The organism is Pseudonocardia sp. EV170527-09, assembly GCF_008369905.1.
GTDB lineage: Bacteria > Actinomycetota > Actinomycetes > Mycobacteriales > Pseudonocardiaceae > Pseudonocardia.
Genome location: NZ_VRMC01000031.1, coordinates 1 through 17041, shown reverse-complemented (window position 1 = coordinate 17041; position 17041 = coordinate 1). Strand labels below are relative to the sequence as shown.

General features: G+C 74.3%; 16 protein-coding genes. 13 read left to right on the top strand and 3 right to left on the bottom strand.

Translation table 11 applies throughout. From position 1 onward, the window contains the following. Positions 1-152: 152 nt before the first annotated feature. The 4 genes from FVA95_RS12135 (at position 153) to FVA95_RS12120 (ending at position 6027) form a co-directional block, all read left to right on the top strand. A complete protein-coding gene (locus FVA95_RS12135) occupies positions 153-1598 on the top strand; it encodes a class I adenylate-forming enzyme family protein (RefSeq protein ID WP_149664310.1) in 1446 nt (481 codons plus the stop codon). A gap of 139 nt (positions 1599-1737) precedes the next feature. Beyond that, the gene (locus FVA95_RS12130) at positions 1738-3540 is read left to right on the top strand and encodes a DUF3556 domain-containing protein (protein ID WP_149664309.1); all 1803 of its coding nucleotides are present in this window, start codon (positions 1738-1740) and stop codon (positions 3538-3540) included. An 82-nt stretch (positions 3541-3622) separates the two neighbouring features. Beyond that, positions 3623-4393: an SDR family NAD(P)-dependent oxidoreductase gene (locus FVA95_RS12125; RefSeq protein ID WP_149664308.1), complete on the top strand. Its 771-nt coding sequence runs from the start codon at positions 3623-3625 to the stop codon at positions 4391-4393. Positions 4394-4614: 221 nt separating this feature from the next. Further along, entirely contained in the window at positions 4615-6027 is a 1413-nt protein-coding gene (locus tag FVA95_RS12120; RefSeq protein WP_149664307.1) for an NAD(P)/FAD-dependent oxidoreductase, read from the top strand. 7 nt (positions 6028-6034) lie between these two features. Here the strand turns inward: FVA95_RS12120 and FVA95_RS12115 are convergent, their stop codons facing one another. Continuing rightward, positions 6035-6331, bottom strand: a complete 297-nt coding sequence (locus tag FVA95_RS12115) for a hypothetical protein (protein WP_149664306.1) — start codon at positions 6329-6331, stop codon at positions 6035-6037. 391 nt (positions 6332-6722) lie between these two features. On the opposite strand from FVA95_RS12115, the gene FVA95_RS12110 reads away from it, so the two are divergent. From FVA95_RS12110 to FVA95_RS12075, 8 genes are all read left to right on the top strand, one after another. After that, positions 6723-7508: an electron transfer flavoprotein subunit beta/FixA family protein gene (locus FVA95_RS12110; protein ID WP_149664305.1), complete on the top strand. Its 786-nt coding sequence runs from the start codon at positions 6723-6725 to the stop codon at positions 7506-7508. Between the two features lie 42 nt (positions 7509-7550). After that, complete coding sequence (locus FVA95_RS12105) at positions 7551-8498, top strand: electron transfer flavoprotein subunit alpha/FixB family protein (protein WP_149664304.1); 948 nt, start codon at positions 7551-7553, stop codon at positions 8496-8498. Between the two features lie 185 nt (positions 8499-8683). Then, on the top strand, positions 8684-9460 hold the full coding sequence (locus FVA95_RS12100; RefSeq protein WP_149664303.1) for a GNAT family N-acetyltransferase: 777 nt from the start codon (positions 8684-8686) through the stop codon (positions 9458-9460). Further along, the gene (locus tag FVA95_RS12095; protein ID WP_149664302.1) at positions 9457-10539 is read left to right on the top strand and encodes a 1-acyl-sn-glycerol-3-phosphate acyltransferase; all 1083 of its coding nucleotides are present in this window, start codon (positions 9457-9459) and stop codon (positions 10537-10539) included. The genes FVA95_RS12100 and FVA95_RS12095 overlap by 4 nt, the downstream gene beginning before the upstream one ends. 67 nt (positions 10540-10606) lie before the next feature. Next, positions 10607-11815, top strand: coding sequence for a cysteine desulfurase family protein (locus tag FVA95_RS12090; RefSeq protein ID WP_149664301.1), 1209 nt, complete (start codon positions 10607-10609; stop codon positions 11813-11815). Positions 11816-11818: 3 nt separating this feature from the next. Next, a complete protein-coding gene (gene mnmA, locus FVA95_RS12085; RefSeq protein ID WP_149664300.1) occupies positions 11819-12901 on the top strand; it encodes a tRNA 2-thiouridine(34) synthase MnmA in 1083 nt (360 codons plus the stop codon). 355 nt (positions 12902-13256) lie between these two features. Beyond that, on the top strand, positions 13257-13655 hold the full coding sequence (locus FVA95_RS12080; protein ID WP_149664299.1) for a nitroreductase family deazaflavin-dependent oxidoreductase: 399 nt from the start codon (positions 13257-13259) through the stop codon (positions 13653-13655). Between the two features lie 289 nt (positions 13656-13944). Beyond that, positions 13945-14979, top strand: a complete 1035-nt coding sequence (locus FVA95_RS12075) for a methionine synthase (protein ID WP_240051440.1) — start codon at positions 13945-13947, stop codon at positions 14977-14979. A gap of 188 nt (positions 14980-15167) precedes the next feature. Here FVA95_RS12075 and FVA95_RS12070 read toward each other — a convergent pair whose 3' ends face one another. Then, the gene (locus tag FVA95_RS12070) at positions 15168-15947 is read right to left on the bottom strand and encodes an isocitrate lyase/phosphoenolpyruvate mutase family protein (RefSeq protein WP_149664298.1); all 780 of its coding nucleotides are present in this window, start codon (positions 15945-15947) and stop codon (positions 15168-15170) included. A gap of 105 nt (positions 15948-16052) precedes the next feature. On the opposite strand from FVA95_RS12070, the gene FVA95_RS12065 reads away from it, so the two are divergent. Then, entirely contained in the window at positions 16053-16454 is a 402-nt protein-coding gene (locus FVA95_RS12065; RefSeq protein ID WP_149664297.1) for a DUF4337 domain-containing protein, read from the top strand. 60 nt (positions 16455-16514) lie between these two features. On the opposite strand, the gene FVA95_RS31590 is transcribed toward FVA95_RS12065, so the two are convergent. Further along, the coding region (locus tag FVA95_RS31590; protein ID WP_167306416.1) for a DMT family transporter at positions 16515-17041 on the bottom strand (527 nt) is incomplete at its 5' end.

Genomic DNA, 17041 nt, shown 5'->3' with positions numbered 1-17041 from the left:
GCAGCGCGAGGAACCCGGCGCGGCTTTGTGTCCTCGGTACAACCGGCCCGGCCGGGTTCGTGATCCACGCCCATGGCGTCGGTCACACGGCGCTCCTACCTTGGGCGGGTCGATCGACGACGCCGTGTCCGACACCGAGGGGAAGGACCCCGATGCACATCGCCGTGCTCCCGCAGGATCGCGTCCGGGCTGCGCCGACCGGACCGTGCATCGCCGACGAGACCCGCGCGCTCGACAACGCGGCGTTCGCCGACGCCGTCGCGGGTGCTGCCGCCGCCCTGCACGCCGCGGGGACCGGTCGGGGCGACGTGGTCGCGGTCGTGCTGCCCAACCGGGTCGAGCTCGTGGTCACCCTGTTCGCGGCCTGGCGGCTCGGGGCCGCCGTCACCCCGGTCAACCCGGCACTGACCGTCGACGAGGCGGGGCACCAGATCGCCGACTCCGGCGCGGGCGTCGTGATGGGGGAACGGGCGGCGTCGCCGCTGGTGACCCTCGACGTCGCCGAGCTGGCCGGGGACCCGGCCGCCGCGCCGGAACCGGTCACCGACGACGACGCGCTGGCCCTGCTGATCTACACCAGCGGTACCACCGGGCGGCCCAAGGGCGTCATGCTCGACCACCGCAACGTCCGCGCCATGTGCGAGATGATCATCGCCGGGATCGGGCTCGACGACACCGACCACAGCCTGCTGGTCCTGCCGCTGTTCCACGTCAACGGCATCGTCGTCTCCGTCCTGTCCCCGCTCCTGGCCGGCGGGCGCACCACGATCGCCGGCCGGTTCCGGGCGGAGACCTTCCTCGACGTGGTCGCCCGGGTCCGGCCCACCTACTTCTCCGCGGTCCCCGCGATCTACGCCATGCTCGCCGCGCTGCCCGCCGACGCGGTGGCCGACACGAGCTCGCTGCGCCTGGTCATCTGCGGGGCGGCGCCCATGCCCGCCGAGCTGATCGCCCGTTTCGAGGGCCGGTTCGACGTGCCGCTGGTGGAGGGGTACGGACTCTCCGAGGGCACCTGCGCCTCGACCCTGAACCCGCCCGGCGGGCCGCGCCGTCCCGGCACCGTCGGACTGCCGCTCCCGGGGCAGACCGTCGCGCTGATGGGCCCCGACGGCACCCTCGTCGACGACGGTCCGGGCGAGGTCGTGATCTCCGGTCCGAACGTGATGCGCGGCTACCTGAACCTGCCCGAGGCCACCGCCGAGACGATCCGCGACGGCTGGCTGCACACCGGCGACGTCGGCCGGTTCGACGACGACGGCTACCTGGTCCTGGTCGACCGGATCAAGGACATGATCATCCGAGGTGGGGAGAACCTCTACCCCAAGGAGATCGAGAACGCGCTCTACACGCACCCGGCCGTGCACGAGGCCGCCGTGGTCGGTGCCGCCGACCCGGTCCTCGGCGAGGTCCCCGTCGCCCACGTGGCCCTGCTCCCCGGGGCCGTCGCGAGCCCGGAGGAACTCGTCGAGCACTGCGCGGGGCGACTGGCCCGGATCAAGATCCCCACCCGGATCACGATCGTGGACGCCCTGCCGAAGAACTCCGTCGGCAAGATCGACAAACCCACCCTGCGCCGGGCGGCCGTCCCGACCGGCTGACCCGGCACGACCCGACACCGACACGGCACCGATACGACACCGACCTCCCGCGGACCGACCCGGTCCGGCGGGGGAGCCGACCTGCCCGGAAACGCCCGCGGACGGCTACCGCATGCCACCCTCCGAAAGGGGATGAACAATGGGGTTCAAGACGGGGGACTTCCCCCCGGTCGATCTCGACACCTTCCTCGACAAGCCGCTGTTCGAACGCACGAAGGCGCTCGCCCTGCACTGGGTGGAGTACGGCTTCGGATCGCCGAAGATGATCCCGACGACCTACGTCGTCAAGCTGGTGGTCCTCTACGTGCTCGTGGGCACCACCCTGATCACCTGGACCTCCGGCGTCGGCCCGGTCTGGGACGTCGCGGGCTGGTGGAACGAGCCCATCGTCTACCAGAAGCTCGTGCTGTGGACGGTGTTGCTGGAGGCGATCGGCGTCGCGGGTTCCTGGGGTCCGATCGCGGGCAAGTTCAAGCCGATGACCGGTGGCATCCTGTTCTGGGCCCGCCCCGGGACCATCCGGCTGCGCCCGTGGAAGGCGGTCCCGGGGACCGACGGCGACACCCGCACGGTGCTCGACGTCGTGCTCTACCTGGGCCTGCTCGCCTCGCTGCTGACCGCTGTCGTGCTGCCCGGCGTGCCGAGCGCGTCGCTGTCGGCGGTGCTGCCCGACAACACCTCCGGTCTGGTCGCGCCGTGGCTGATGGTCGCGCCGATCGTGCTGCTGATCCTCTGCGGCCTGCGCGACAAGACGATCTTCCTCGCCTCCCGCGGTGAGCAGTACCTGCCGGCGATGGTGTTCTTCGGTGTCCTGCCCTTCGTCGACATGATCGTCGCGGCGAAGCTGCTGATCTGCGCGGTGTGGATCGGGGCGGGCGTGTCCAAGTTCGGCCGGCACTTCACCAACGTGATCCCGCCGATGGTGTCCAACAGCCCGTGTGTCCCGTCGAAGTGGGTCAAGCGGGCCCACTACCGGGACTTCCCTCGCGACATCCGCCCGTCGAAGCTCGCGACGTTCATGGCGCACGTCGGCGGCACCACCGTCGAGATCATCACCCCGCTGGTGCTGCTGTTCTCCATCAACCACTGGCTGACGCTGGCCGGGGTGGTCCTCATGGTGGTGTTCCACCTGTTCATCACCTCGACGTTCCCGCTGGCCGTGCCGCTGGAGTGGAACATCCTGTTCGGCTACCTCGCCGTGTTCCTGTTCCTCGGCTTCCCCAACGGCGACGGCTTCGGCGTCACCGACATGTCCTCCCCGGCGCTGACCCTGGTCATCGTGGCCGCGCTGGTGTTCTTCCCGGTCCTCGGCAACCTGCGCCCGGACCTCGTGTCCTTCCTGCCGTCGATGCGCCAGTACGCCGGGAACTGGGCGTCGGCGCTGTGGACCTTCGCCCCCGGCGCCGAGGAGAAGCTCAACTCGATCGCGCACCGGCCGACCAGGAACCAGGTCGACCAGCTCCAGGCGATGGGCTACCCGGCCGCCGTCGCGGAGGTCACCATGCAGCAGACGATCGCCTGGCGGTCGATGCACTCGCAGGGCCGCGGGCTGTTCTCGGTGCTGTCGGCCCGGCTCGACGATCTCGACTCCCGCACCGTGCGCGAGGCCGAGTTCACCTGCAACTCCTTGATCGGCTTCAACTTCGGCGACGGTCACCTGCACGACGCGCACATGATCTCCGCGGTCCAGCGGCGGGTCGGCTTCGCCCCGGGCGAGCTCGTCGTCTGCTGGGTGGAGTCGCAGGCGATCCACGCGAAGGTCCAGCACTACCAGCTGATCGCCGCGGCGCTCGGAGTCGTCGAGCGCGGGTACTGGAACGTGGCCGACGCGGTGAACGAGCAGCCGTGGCTGCCGAACGGGCCCATCCCGCTGACCGTCACCTGGCGTGCCCCGCAGCGGTCGGCCGCCGACGAGGACGCCGCCGGGGCCCCGGCGGTCTGAGTCCCGGCGGGGCGGGCGGAGCACGACGCCCGCCCGCCCCGCCGACCCATCCGACGTCCCATCGACGAAGAAGGAACGCACCATGGGTGACGCACTGAACGGCCGGGTCGCGATCGTGACCGGCGCGGGCAAGGGACTGGGACGGGCCATCGCGGAGCGCTTCGGCGCCGAGGGCGCGACGGTCGTCGTCTCCGACATCGACGAGGCCGCCGCGAAGTCGGTCGCGGACGGGATCGCGGGCGCCTCGTACCTGGTGTGCGACGTGCGCGACGAGGAGCAGGTGCAGGCGCTGGTGGCCCACACCGTCGAACGGCACGGCGGCCTGCACGTGATGGTGCCCAACGCCGGCGTCGGGCGGCCCGAGCCGCTGCTGGAGATGGACCTCGCCGCCTGGCGCGCGGTCACCTCGGTGAACCTCGACGGGGTCTTCCTGTCGATCCGCTACGCGGCCCCGGCGATCATCGCCGCGGGCGGCGGCACGATCGTCACCCTCGCCTCGGTCACCGCGACCACCGGTTCACCGCTGATCGGCCACTACGCCGCCGCCAAGGCCGCCGTCGTGAACCTGACCAAGACCGCGGCGACGGAGTTCCGGCCCCACGGTGTGCGGGTCAACGCGTTGCTGCCCGGCTTCATCGACACCGACCTGGTGACGGCGGCGCAGCCGGGATTCGAGGCGGCGCTCGGACTGCCCGCCGGCGGGTTCGACGGTCTCATCGCGCAGAAGCAGGGGGGTTACGGCACCCCTGCCGACGTCGCCGAGGCGGCGCTGTTCTTCGCCAGCGAGCGGTCCCGGTTCTGCACCGGGAGCGGGCTCGTCCTGGACGGCGGACTCGATGCGTCGCTGCTCTGAGGAGCCCCCCGGGAACTCCCGTCGCGTCTGCGTGGCGGTGTGGCGGACCGCCACGATGATCGGCTCGCCCGCGTCGTCGCGACCGGGCACCCGCACCGCCGGGACACGGGGCCGGTCGTGAGCCGTCCCCGGGACGGGGCGTCCTGTGCCACCGGGTCCGGGTACAACTGCGGCGGCGGGGGAACCACCTGCTGTCGGTCCGCTGAAACGGGAGAACACACATGAGCACCGCGACGGTCGTCGGTTCCGGCCCCAACGGTCTCGTCGCCGCCGCCGTGCTCGCCAGGGCCGGGGTCGAGGTCACCGTGCTGGAGGCCGCCGACGAGATCGGCGGCGGCACCCGCACGGTCGAGGCGATCGTGCCCGGCCTGCTCGTCGACCACTGCTCGGCGGTGCACCCGATGGCGGTCGGCTCGCCGGTCCTGGCCGAGCTGGGCCTGGACCGGCACGGGCTGCGGTGGCGCCTGCCCGAGGTCGACTGCGCCCACCCCCTCGACGACGGCGACGCAGGCATCCTGCTGCGCTCGGTCACCGACACCGCGGCCGGGCTGGGCGCCGACGGGCCGCTGTGGCGTGCGTTGTTCGGCAGCCCGTCCCGGAGCTACGACGCGCTGTCCCAGGACTTCCTGGGCCCGTTGCTGCGATTCCCGGGCCACCCGCTGCTGCTCGCCCGCTTCGGTGCGCCGACCGTCCTGCCGGCCGAGCTGCTGGCACGGGCGTTCCGCACCGAGCGGGGCCGCGCCCTGTTCCTCGGCACGGCCGCGCACGCGTTCCGGCCGCTGAACCGCCCGCTGTCGAGCGCGATCGGGATGGGCATCCTCACCGCCGGGCACCGCTACGGCTGGGGCGTCGCGCAGGGCGGCTCCCGGGCGATCTCCGACGCGCTGGCCACGGTGCTCGCCGGACACGGAGCGAAGATCGAGACGGGCGTGCACGTCCGCTCCGCCGACGAGCTGGGCGACCCGGACGTCGTGGTGTGGGACGTCGGCCCCGACCGGCTCCCGCAGCTGCTCGGCGACCGTCTGCCGCCGCGGGCCGCGCGGGCCTACCGGCGGTTCCGGTACGGGCCGGCCGCGTTCAAGGTCGACTACGCGGTGCAGGGCGGGATCCCGTGGGCGTCCCCCGGGGCGCGGCGGGCCGGGACCGTGCACGTCGCCGGGTCGGCCGCGGAGACCGCACTCGTCGAGCGCGAGGTGCACGCGGGCCGGATGCCGGAGCGTCCGTTCGTGCTGGTCGGGCAGCAGTACCTGGCCGACCCGACGCGGTCGGTCGGCGACGTGCACCCGGTCTACGCCTACGCGCACGTCCCGTACGGGTACACCGGCGACGCGACCGCGGCGATCACCGCGCAGATCGAGCGGTTCGCTCCCGGCTTCCGTGAGCGGGTCGTCGGGACCCTGGTCACCGACCCGGCCACGTTCGCGGGGAACCCGAACTTCGTCGGCGGGAACATCCTCACCGGCGCCAAGGATCTGCGGCAGCTGGTCCTCGGGCCGCGCACGACGTTGCAGCCCTACGACACCGGAGCACCGGGGCACTTCCTCTGCTCGGCCGCGACGCCGCCCGGACCGGGTGCGCACGGGATGTGTGGCGCGCACGCCGCGCGCCGCGCGCTCGCCCACCTGGGCCGCTGAGGGCGGCTCAGACGGGCTCGGGCTCCCCGCTGACCGCCACCACCCCGCCGATGTCCTGGCGCAGCCACGCCAGCAGCGTCGTGTCCTCCAGGGTCAGCGGCACCTCCGGCCCGCCCCACCCCAGACGGGTGGTGGGCCGGTGGACCAGCGCGTCCTCCAGCATCGCGGCCAGACCCTCGGTGGCCCGGACGGTGATACCGCCGTGCTCCACCGTCCTGGTGCCCGCAACGTCGGATTCGGCGTGCGGCCCCGTGCTGAGCACGTAGCCGGTCCCCAGACGGTCGTCGAACCCCGTCACCTGCACGACGGCTCCCTCCTGCCGAGTGCGCGAGATGTCGACGGTAGCGAAACCCCACCCCCGATCAGGGCGTACGGCGTGTGACGTCGTGCGTGCACCAGGTGAGGAGGACCGCGCGTGAGTACGGTCACGACCGACCCCGGTTTGCCGGGGCGCTACTCGTTGGTAACAATGAACGTCACAGTGGCACGGCGTGCCATTACGGCACGACCAGTGGCAGAGTCACCGGCTACGACGGGCGCGACGCCGCGGCCCACCCCGCTCTCGCGAGAGCGCGCGGCGCAGCACCGTCACGGTGACGCGAGACGGTCCGGACCCCGACGGGGCGGATCGCGAAGAGGACGACGCGGTGTGCGCGTGGGCGCAGGCCGCCGCGGCAGGAGGTCGAAGAGGTCCTATGAAGATCGTGACCCTGGTGAAGCAGGTGGCCGACACCTACTCGGAGCGGAAGCTGTCCGACTCCGACCACACCCTCGACCGGGAGGGTGCCGAGGCGGTGATCGACGAGATCAACGAGCGCGCCGTGGAGCAGGCCCTGCTGCTCAAGGAGGCGAACGACGGCTCCGAGGTCGTCGTCGTGTGCATGGGCCCGGACCGGGCCACCGACGCGATCCGCAAGGCGCTGTCGATGGGCGCGGACTCCGCGGTGCACCTGTCGGACTCCGCGATCCACGGCTCGTGCGCGGTGCAGACCGCGAAGGCGCTGACCAAGCTGATCGGCACCGTCGAGGGCTGGGACCTGGTCATCGCGGGCAACTCGGCCTCGGACGGCCAGATCGGTGCGGTCCCGGCGATGATCGCCGAGCTGCTCGGCGTGCCGTCGCTGACCCACGCCAACGAGCTGTCAGTCTCCGGCACCACGGTGACGGCCAAGCGGGAGACCGACGAGGGCGTCACCCACCTGACCGCCGAGCTGCCCGCCGTGGTCTCGGTCGGCGAGAAGTCGAACGAGCCGCGCTACCCCTCCTTCAAGGGGATCATGGCGGCGAAGAAGAAGCCGGTGCAGACCCTCGACCTGGCCGGTGCCGGGATCGACCCCTCCGAGGTCGGGCTGGCGAACGCGCTGACCTCGGTCGTCTCGGCGTCGCCGAAGCCGCCGAAGCAGGCCGGCGAGAAGGTCACCGACGAGGGCGACGGCGGCGCGAAGATCGCCGAGTTCCTGGTCGGCCAGAAGCTGATCTGACGCTGATCGACGACCGACACCACTTCTGCACAGGAGATACTCATGGCTGAGGTTCTGGTCCTCGTCGACCACGTCGACGGCGACATCAAGAAGACCACCTACGAGCTGCTGACCGCCGCCCGCGCGCTGGGCGAGCCGTCGGCGGTCGTCGTCGGCCCGGCGGGCACCGCCGACAAGCTGGCCGACGGCCTGACCGAGCACGGCGCCGAGAAGATCTACGTCGCCGAGACCGACTCCACCGACTTCCTCTCCCCGGAGACGACGGTCCTGGAGTCGCTGGTGAACTCCGCCTCCCCGGCCGCCGTGCTGCTCGCGGCCACCGGCAACGGCAAGGAGGTCGCCGGCCGGCTGGCGATCCGCACGAACTCCGGGCTGCTGTCCGACGTCGTGGGCGTCTCCGCCGACGGCGTCTCGCACTCGATCTTCGGTGGTGCCTACACCGCCGAGGCGAAGGCCAACACCGAGCACCCGGTCATCACGGTGCGCCCGGGCTCGGTCGAGATCTCCGCGGCCGCCGGTGCGGGTGCCCGCGAGACCGTCGAGGTCCCGGCGCCGTCGGGGCGTGCCGCGACGGTGACCGGTCGTGAGCCGATCCAGGGCGGGTCGCGTCCGGAGCTGACCGAGGCGACGGTGATCGTCTCCGGTGGCCGCGGTGTGGGCTCGGCCGAGGACTTCAGCGTCGTCGAGGGCCTGGCGGACTCCCTCGGTGCCGCCGTCGGCGCCTCGCGTGCCGCGGTGGACTCCGGCTACTACCCGCCGCAGTTCCAGGTCGGCCAGACCGGCAAGTCGGTCTCGCCGCAGCTCTACATCGCCCTCGGCATCTCCGGCGCGATCCAGCACCGTGCCGGCATGCAGACGTCGAAGACGATCGTCGCGGTGAACAAGGACGAGGAGGCGCCGATCTTCGAGATCGCCGACTTCGGCATCGTCGGCGACCTGTTCAAGGTCGCGCCGCAGCTGCAGGAGGAAGTCGCCAAGCGCAAGGGCTGACCCCCTCCGGTCCGCCACACGGTCGACGCCCGGGTGCCGCGCGCACCCGGGCGTCGTCGTGTGTGCGGGGCCCGTTCACCTGCTCCTGCCTGCGACGACACCTGTCCGGGACCGTTCACTCCGATGCCACCGACGTGTCGTCGCGGAACCGTCCGGGTGTCGCACCCGCCCGGTACCAACCCGGTGTGACCCAGGTGATCGTCTCGACCCCGGAGACCGCGGCCCGGCGGTACTCCCTGCTCCTCACGACCGACGACGGCGACGTCGCCGCGGCGCAGGCGCTGCGGCACCGGGTGTTCGCGGATGAGCTCGGCGCCCGGCTCGACAGCGCCGTCCCCGGCCGCGACGTCGATCGCTTCGACGCCCACTGCGACCACCTCGTGGTCCGCGAGGACGCCACCGGTGAGATCGTCGGCACCTACCGGATGCTCCCGCCGCAGCGGGCGCGCGCCGCGGGCGGCCTCTACGCCGACGGCGAGTTCGACCTCACCGCCCTCGACCCGCTGCGGTCCGGCATCGTCGAGACCGGCCGCTCCTGTGTGCACCCCGACCACCGCGGTGGCGCCGTCGTCGGGCTGGCGTGGGCCGGGCTCGCCCGCTACATGCTGCTCACCGGGCACCGCTGGCTGATCGGCTGCGCCAGCGTCTCCCTGGCCGACGGCGGCGCCCAGGCCGCGGGCGTCTGGGACCGGGTCCGTGCCAAGCACCTCGCCCCCTCGGAGTACCGCACCGTCCCGCTCCGCCCCTGGGACCCGACCGACGTCCCGCGCGGCCGGGGGGTCGCCGTCCCGCCGCTGCTGCGCGGCTACCTGCGGCTGGGCACCTGGGTGTGCGGGCCGCCCGCGCACGACCCGGACTTCGGCGTCGCGGACTTCCCGGTGCTGCTGGGGATGGACCACATCGACCAGCGCTACCTGCGCTTCTTCCTGGGCGAGGACGCCGCCGGGGTGACGGGCGCATGACCCTCGCTGCCGGACCGGAGGGCGACGCCGGCGCGCCCCTCCGCCCCCTCCGCCGCCTCCGGCCCCGTGGTCGTGCCTCCGCGGCCGTCCCCCCGGCCGGGGCCGCGGTGCTCCCGCCCACCCCGGCGGACCCGGCGACGGGGGACCGGCGCGGTGCGGTGCACCACCCGGCCCGCGCCGCCCTGCGGACCCCGGTGCGCCCGGTCGTCGACCACCCCACTCACCCCCCGGCGCCGCCCGCGTCGCGGCGTCCCGGCGGGCCGTGGGCGGCGTGGTCGCCGTGCACCCCGCAGGAGTGCCTGCCCCCGCGCACGACGACCGGCACGCTGCGCCTGGCCCGCCGTGCCGCGGCGCTGCTCGTGGTGCTGGCGGTGGCCGCGATCCTCGTCCCGGTCGCCGCGCTGTGCGGCGCCCGCGTGCTGGAGCCGGTCCTGCGGACGCTGCACCGTGCGGTGCTCCGCGCCGCCGGGGTCCGGCTCGTCGTGCGCGGCGGACCGCTGGCGCCCGCGGACGGGCGGGGCGCGCTGGTCGTGGCCGACCACACGTCGTGGATCGACATCCCGGCGCTCGGCGCGATCGGCCCGGTCACCATGCTCGCCAAGCGGGAGGTCAGGGACTGGCCGCTGATCGGTGCGCTCGCCGCCCGCACCGGCACCCTGTTCGTGCACCGCGAGGGCCTGTCCCGGCTACCCGACACCGTCGCGACCTGCGCCGACGCGCTGCGGGGCGGCACGCTGGTCGGGGTCTTCCCCGAGGCGACGACGTGGTGCGGCGCGATCTCCGGGGAGTACCGGCGCGCGCCGTTCCAGGCCGCGATCGACGCGGGTGCCCCGGTCCGGCCGGTCACCGTCGCGATCACCACCCCGGACGGGCGGCCGACGACGGCCGCTGCGTTCGTCGGCGAGCAGACCCTCGGCGACACCGTCGGCCGGGTGCTCCGGCTGCCCGGACTGGTCTGCGAGGTCACCGTCGGCGAGCTCGTCGAGCCGGGCCCGCGCACCGACCGGCGCGCGCTGGCCGCCCGGGCCCGCGACCGGGTCCGTCACCCGCGCCCCGCCGCGACCGCCACGGTCGTGTGAGACGGACGGTCGTCCACGACGGGTTCGGCACGCACCGCTGTCACGGCGGGGTCTACCCTGGAGGCCGATGACGTACCTGGACCACGCGGCGACCACACCGATGCTGCCCGCCGCCGTCGCCGCTCTGAGCGACGCGCTCGGCCGCACCGGCAACGCGTCGTCGCTGCACTCGTCGGGGCGCCGCGCCCGGCGCGCGGTCGAGGAGGGGCGTGAGCGGATCGCCGAGGCGGTCGGCGCGCGCCCGTCCGAGGTCGTGTTCACCACCGGCGGCACCGAGAGCGACAACCTCGCGGTCAAGGGCCTGTTCTGGGCCCGCCGGGCCGCCGACCCCCGCCGTTCGCGGGTGCTGGTCTCGGCCGTCGAGCACCACGCGGTCGTCGACGCGGCGGAGTGGCTGGCCACCCACGAGGGTGCCCGGCTGCGGCTGCTCGAGGTCGACGCGACCGGCCGGGTCCACCCGGAGACGCTGCGTGCCGCGCTCGCCGAGGACCCGGACGGGAACGCCCTGGTCTCGGTCATGTGGGCCAACAACGAGGTCGGCACCGTCAACCCGGTGCGCGAGCTCGCCGCCGTCGCCCATGAGTTCGGGGTGCCGTTCCACACCGACGCCGTGCAGGCCGTCGGCATCCTCGACGTCGACTTCGCCGCGAGCGGCGCCGACGCGCTCACCCTCACCGGGCACAAGCTCGGCGGCCCCTACGGCGCGGGCGCGCTGCTGCTCGGCCGCGAGGTCGCCTGCACCCCGCTGCTGCACGGCGGCGGCCAGGAGCGCGACGTCCGCTCCGGCACCCTGGACGTCCCGTCGGTGGCCGGACTGGCGGCGGCCGTCGTCGAGTCGGTGGCCGCCGCGCCGCGCCGCCGGGTGCACCTGGCCGGGCTGCGCGACGAGCTGATCCGCGTCGTGCGCACCGAGGTGCCCGACGCGGCGCTGAACGGCGACACGACCGACTCCCGGGTCGACGGCGGTCCCGGCAGGCTGCCCGGCAACGCGCACCTGTCGTTCCCCGGCTGCGAGGGCGACAGCCTGCTCATGCTGCTCGACGCCCACGGCATCGACTGCTCCACCGGCTCGGCCTGCACCGCGGGCGTCGCCCAGCCCAGCCACGTGCTGCTGGCGATGGGCGCCGACGAGTGCACCGCCCGCGGGTCGCTGCGCTTCTCCCTGGGGCACACCAGCACCTCCGCCGACGTGGCCGCGGTCGCCGGGGCCATCGGGTCGGTCGTGGAGCGGGCCCGCAACGCGAGCCGTCGCACCCCCGCGTCGGTCACGGGCTGAGCCGTGCGGGTCCTCGCTGCGATGAGCGGTGGCGTCGACTCCGCGGTCGCCGCCGCGCGGGCGGTCGCCGCCGGGCACGACGTCGTCGGTGTGCACCTCGCGCTCTCGCGCACCCGCGACGCGATGCGGTCCGGGTCGCGCGGCTGCTGCTCCAAGGAGGACGCGGGCGACGCCGCCCGCGCCGCGGACGTCCTCGACATCCCGTACTACGTCTGGGACCTGTCCGAGGAGTTCACCCGCGACGTGGTGGACGACTTCGTCGCCGCCTACGCCGCCGGCCAGACGCCGAACCCCTGCCTGCGGTGCAACGAGAAGATCAAGTTCGCGGCGGTCCTGGACCGGGCCCTCGCACTCGGCTTCGACGCCGTCTGCACCGGTCACTACGCCCGGCTCGACCCGGCCGGACCGGTGCTGCGTCGCTCGGCCGACGGCGGCAAGGACCAGTCCTACGTGCTGGCCGTGCTGCGCGCCGACCAGCTGCGGCACGCGATGTTCCCGGTCGGCGACACCCCCAAGCCGCAGATCCGGGCCGAGGCCGCCCGGCTCGGGCTGCGCGTCGCCGGCAAGCCCGACAGCCACGACATCTGCTTCATCCCCACCGGTGACACCCAGGGCTTCCTGGCCGACCGCCTGGGCAGCAGCCCCGGTGCCCTGGTCGACGCCGCCACCGGCGAGACCCTCGGCACCCACGAGGGCGTGCACGGCTTCACCGTCGGGCAGCGCAAGGGGCTCGGGATCGACCGCCCGGCCCCCGACGGCCGTCCCCGCTACGTGCTCGGCATCGAGCCGGTCAGCGGCACCGTGCGGGTCGGCCCGGAGGCGGCGCTCGACGTCACCGCGATCACCGCGCGCACCCCGGTCTGGACCTCGGGCGCGGCGCCGGACGCGCCGTTCGGCTGCGTCGTGCAGGTCCGCGCGCACGGCGGCACCGCACCCGCGACCGTCACCCCGCTCGGCTCCGCCGTGCAGGTGGACCTGGCCGAGCCACTGCGCGGAGTCGCCCCGGGGCAGGCCGTCGCCTTCTACCGCCCCGACGACGACGGCGACATCGTCCTGGGGTCGGCGACGATCACCGGGACTGCCTGACCGGGACTGCCTGACCGGGACTGCCTGACCGGGCTGCCCGACCGGGTCCCCCTGACCGGGACCGTCCGACACGTACTGCCGGGCCGGCCACGTCCCGCTGGGGCCCGCCCGGACTCGGCCGCCGGGAGTGCGCCGCAACCGCCGGCGCCGGGCGCTGCCGTGGCGGATCGCCGTCCGCCGAGATGCACCTCAGCGGGCCCCACGCGTCGCCGGAGCCCGCTGATCCGCATCTCGGTGCACTCCCGACGAGAGCACTGCTCTCGCTTTCGTGCGTTGACGGGTGAACACTGCTCTCAGGAAGAATCAGCGCTCTCGGTCCCGCTACCTCGCCCCCGGCCGGTTCACCCGAAGGGTCATGAGCCCCCTGGTCGCCGGCCTCACCCGGCTCGGCCTCCCGCTCGCCGGCTCCGCGGTGCTCGGTGTCCGCGGCCGTCGCTCCGGCGAGGTCCGCACCACGCCGGTCAACCCGCTGCATCACGACGGCGTGCGGTACCTCGTCGCCGCCCGCGGTGAGACCCAGTGGGTGCGCAACCTGCGCGTCGCGGGGGAGGCCGAGCTGACCGTCGGCCGTCGCACCGAGCGGGTGGCCGCGACCGAGCTGACCGACCCGGCCGTCGCCGTCCCGGTGCTGCGGGAGTACCTGCGCCGCTGGGCCTGGGAGGTCGGGGCGTTCTTCGACGGCGTCGACGCCTCCTCGTCCGACGCCGAGCTGGCCGCCGCCGCACCCCGCCACCCGGTGTTCGCCCTGCAGTGAGACTCCGCCCTCTGGTGATCGCCGACGGTGGAGCGTCGGGTGCGGCTCACCCGCCTCCGCGCGCCACGTCCGCCGATCATGCCCGCCGCCGACGGACCGGGGCCGCACGCGCCGGGACGGGAGCGCGGAGGACACTGTGCGGGTGACCATCCCGGACCCCACCGACCCGCTGGCCGCCGCGCTCGCCGCCGCCGGACTCGGCGACGTCCGTCCCGGCGAGACCCACCCGCCGCAGCCCCGGATCGAGGTCGTCGACGACACCCCCGCCGAGCCCGCCGCGCCCCGCGCCCTGTGGCCCGTCGGCGTCGGCACCGGCGTCGGATCACTGCCCGGCACCGACATCCGCGAGGCGTGCGCGCTGGTCACCGGCGAGACCCCCGAGTTCCCGGCACTGCCCGAGCTGCCCGCCCGCGGCGTCGGCGCGGACATGATCGGGCGCACGGCCGGGCTGCTGGTGGACCTCGCCGTCGAGGTCGTGCCGACCGGCTGGCGGGTCACCGCCCACCCCGGGCGCGACCTGCGCCGGTCCCGTGACCTGATGTCCGGCGATCTGGACGCCTTCGACGACGCCTGCGACCACATCCGCCCGTCCTGGGTGAAGATCCAGCTCACCGGCCCGTGGACACTCGCCGCCTCGGTCGAGCTCACGTCCGGGCACCGGGTGCTCACCGACCGCGGCGCCGTCCGCGAGTTCGCCGCCAGCCTGACCGAGGGGCTGCGCACGCACGTCGCCGAGGTCGCGCAACGGACCGGGGCGACGGTCGTCGTCCAGCTCGACGAGCCCGGTCTGCCCGCGGTGCTCGCCGGGTCGTTGCCGACCGCGTCCGGCTACGGCACCGTCCGCGCGATCGCCGCGCCGGACGCCCAGGACCTGCTCCGCGACCTGGTCGACGGCGTCGACGCACCGGTCGTCGTGCACTGCTGTGCGGACCGCCCGCCGATCCGGCTGCTCGCCGGCACCGGTGCGGCCGCGGTCGGCATCGACGCGACCCGACCGGCGTTCGCCGGGGGCACCGCCGAACCGAGCGCCCTCGACGCGATCGGTGAGACCTGGGACAGCGGTGTCCCGTTGTTCCTCGGGCTGCTGCCCGGCACCACGCCGTCCCGCGAACCGGCGATCGGCGACCTGGCCCGCGCCGGCTACGACCTCGCCGACCGGCTGGGCTTCGACCGGCCGCGGCTGGCCCGCCTCGCCGTCCCGACGCCCGCCTGCGGGCTCGCCGGGGCGTCCCCGGCCTGGGCGCAGCGTGCGCTCGCCCTGTCCCGCGAGCTGGGAAAGGCCTTCGCCGATCCGGACGAGGTCGCGCCCGCCGACGGGCGCTGACCCCGCATGATCGGCGTCGCGCGCGCCTCCGTGCTCCGCGCGTGCGTCCGGACGCACGCGCGGAGCGGATCACCGTGGCGGAGCGGATCACCGTGGCGGAGCGGATCACCGTGCGCGGAGCGGATCACCGTGCGCCGAGCGGATCATCGCGCGCCGGGCCGGCGTCGGAGCGGTTCTCCCCGGGCCATTCAGTTCAGCTTGCGGGTGCCCTCGGGGAGCCCACCGCCGGCGTAGACGTCGGTGGCGAGGTCCTGCAGCGCGGTCAGCGCGACGTTCTGGCTCCACGGGCCGTAGGACACGCGGGCGACGCCCAGCTGCTGGGCGGTCCCCAGTGGGATCGACCCCGGGATGCCGATCAGGTTGACCTTGCGCTCGCCGAGCGCCTCGACCAGGCGTCCGACCTGGTTCTCGTCGAGCTTGCCGGGCACGAAGAAGTTCGACGCGCCCGCGTCCAGGTACGCCTTCCCTCGCTCGATCGCGTCGGCCAGCACGGCCTCGGGGTCCTTGTCACCGGCCTTGAGGAAGGCGTCGGTGCGCGCGTTCAGCACGAAGTCGATCCCGGCCTTCTCGGCCGCGGCGACGGCGGCCTCCACGGCCTTCACCGCCTCGGTGAGCGGCTTGACCTGGTCCTCCAGGTTGCAGCCGACGATGCCGACGTCGATCGCGCGCGCGACGGTGCCCCCCGGGTCGCCGTAGCCGGCCTCCAGATCGGCGGTCACCGGCAGGTCCCCGGCGACCTCCGCGATCAGCCCGACCTCGGCGATCATGAGGTCGCGCGGGATGTGCTCGCCGTCGGGGTAGCCGCGGGACGCGGCGATCCCGTGGCTCGCGGTGGCCAGGGCCGTCGTGCCCGGGGCCTCGGCGACGACCTTCGCGGTGATCGCGTCCCAGACGTTGACGACGAGCAGCAGCTCCGGCGCGGCGTGCAGCTCCTGCAGCTTCGTGGCCTTCTCGGCGATGGAGGTCATGCGGTCACCGTATGCCGGTTCCGGGGCCCCCGCCGCGTACCCAGAACTGAGGATCTGCGGTGTCCCCGACAGCGGCAGGGCCGTCCGACCCCCGATCCTTGTGCCGTGCTCCGAGACCGGTCCGACGTCCGACAGCCGACCACCCCGCCGGGTGGTCTCGGGTCGTCCGCGCTGGTGCTGGGAGCGCTGGGCTCGGTGTTCGTCTCCGTCGCGATCGCGCTGTCCGCGGTGTCGCCGCTGACCGTCGCCGGTCTCGCGTTCGCCTCCGCCGGGGTGGTCCTGGCCATCGGCGGTCTGGTGCTGGGCACGCTGGGCGCGGTCCGTGCCTGTCCGGGCCGGTCCCGGACGGCGATCTCGGCCGCGGGACTGTCGGTGGCCGGGCTGGCCGGCGGGCTGATCTGGCTGGTCGCGTTCGTGATCCTCGCCGTCACCGGGCCGGGACCGGCGCCGGTGCAGGGCGCCGGCGCCGCGCCGACCTGCGGGCCCGGGGCCTGCCACACCCCCTGAACCGGCAGCCCGGGCGACGCGTTCGCCCCGTCGTCCGAGGACCCCGACGGCACCGCGCTGCTACGGCGCCCGCCCGCCGGAGCTCTCGGTCCCGGCCCCGGCGCTCGCCCGGGCCAGCGCGATCGTCGCCACCACGAGCACGGCCACCAGCACCGCGACGAGCGCCCACCCGGCCCCGCCGGTGGACAGCCGCTCGTCGAGCACGGTCACGCCGACGACCGCCGCCACCACCGGCTCCCCGACGACCACCGCGGGCAGTGACGCCCCCAGCGCCCCGGCCTGGAACGCGGCCTGCTGCAGCAGGGGCCCGCCGACCACGGCGACGACCAGCGCCCAGGTCTCCCACGACGTCAGCACCGTGGTGATCCCGTCGGACAGCGTGTCGACCACGCCCAGGGTGAGCGCGGCGACGACGCCGTAGGTGTGATGTCCAGGGAGGTTGGTCAGCCTGGTGACTGGTGGCTGGCCGCCGATGGTGGAGTGAGCGCGGTGGTGATTGTAGAAGTGCAGCCAGCCGGGTAGGGCGTCGTTGCGTTGGCGGGTCGACTCATAGAGTCGGGCGTAGGCCCAGCCGTCGGCCAGGGTCC

What these genes read in the sequence shown, in the direction of transcription:
- FVA95_RS12070 (WP_149664298.1), bottom strand. Translation starts at nt 15,947, where the DNA reads ATGACCTCCATCGCCGAGAAGGCCACGAAGCTGCAGGAGCTGCACGCC.
- FVA95_RS12110 (WP_149664305.1), top strand. Translation starts at nt 6,723, where the DNA reads ATGAAGATCGTGACCCTGGTGAAGCAGGTGGCCGACACCTACTCGGAG.
- FVA95_RS12135 (WP_149664310.1), top strand. Translation starts at nt 153, where the DNA reads ATGCACATCGCCGTGCTCCCGCAGGATCGCGTCCGGGCTGCGCCGACC.
- FVA95_RS12120 (WP_149664307.1), top strand. Translation starts at nt 4,615, where the DNA reads ATGAGCACCGCGACGGTCGTCGGTTCCGGCCCCAACGGTCTCGTCGCC.
- FVA95_RS12130 (WP_149664309.1), top strand. Translation starts at nt 1,738, where the DNA reads ATGGGGTTCAAGACGGGGGACTTCCCCCCGGTCGATCTCGACACCTTC.
- FVA95_RS12095 (WP_149664302.1), top strand. Translation starts at nt 9,457, where the DNA reads ATGACCCTCGCTGCCGGACCGGAGGGCGACGCCGGCGCGCCCCTCCGC.
- FVA95_RS12080 (WP_149664299.1), top strand. Translation starts at nt 13,257, where the DNA reads ATGAGCCCCCTGGTCGCCGGCCTCACCCGGCTCGGCCTCCCGCTCGCC.
- FVA95_RS12125 (WP_149664308.1), top strand. Translation starts at nt 3,623, where the DNA reads ATGGGTGACGCACTGAACGGCCGGGTCGCGATCGTGACCGGCGCGGGC.
- FVA95_RS12105 (WP_149664304.1), top strand. Translation starts at nt 7,551, where the DNA reads ATGGCTGAGGTTCTGGTCCTCGTCGACCACGTCGACGGCGACATCAAG.
- FVA95_RS12090 (WP_149664301.1), top strand. Translation starts at nt 10,607, where the DNA reads ATGACGTACCTGGACCACGCGGCGACCACACCGATGCTGCCCGCCGCC.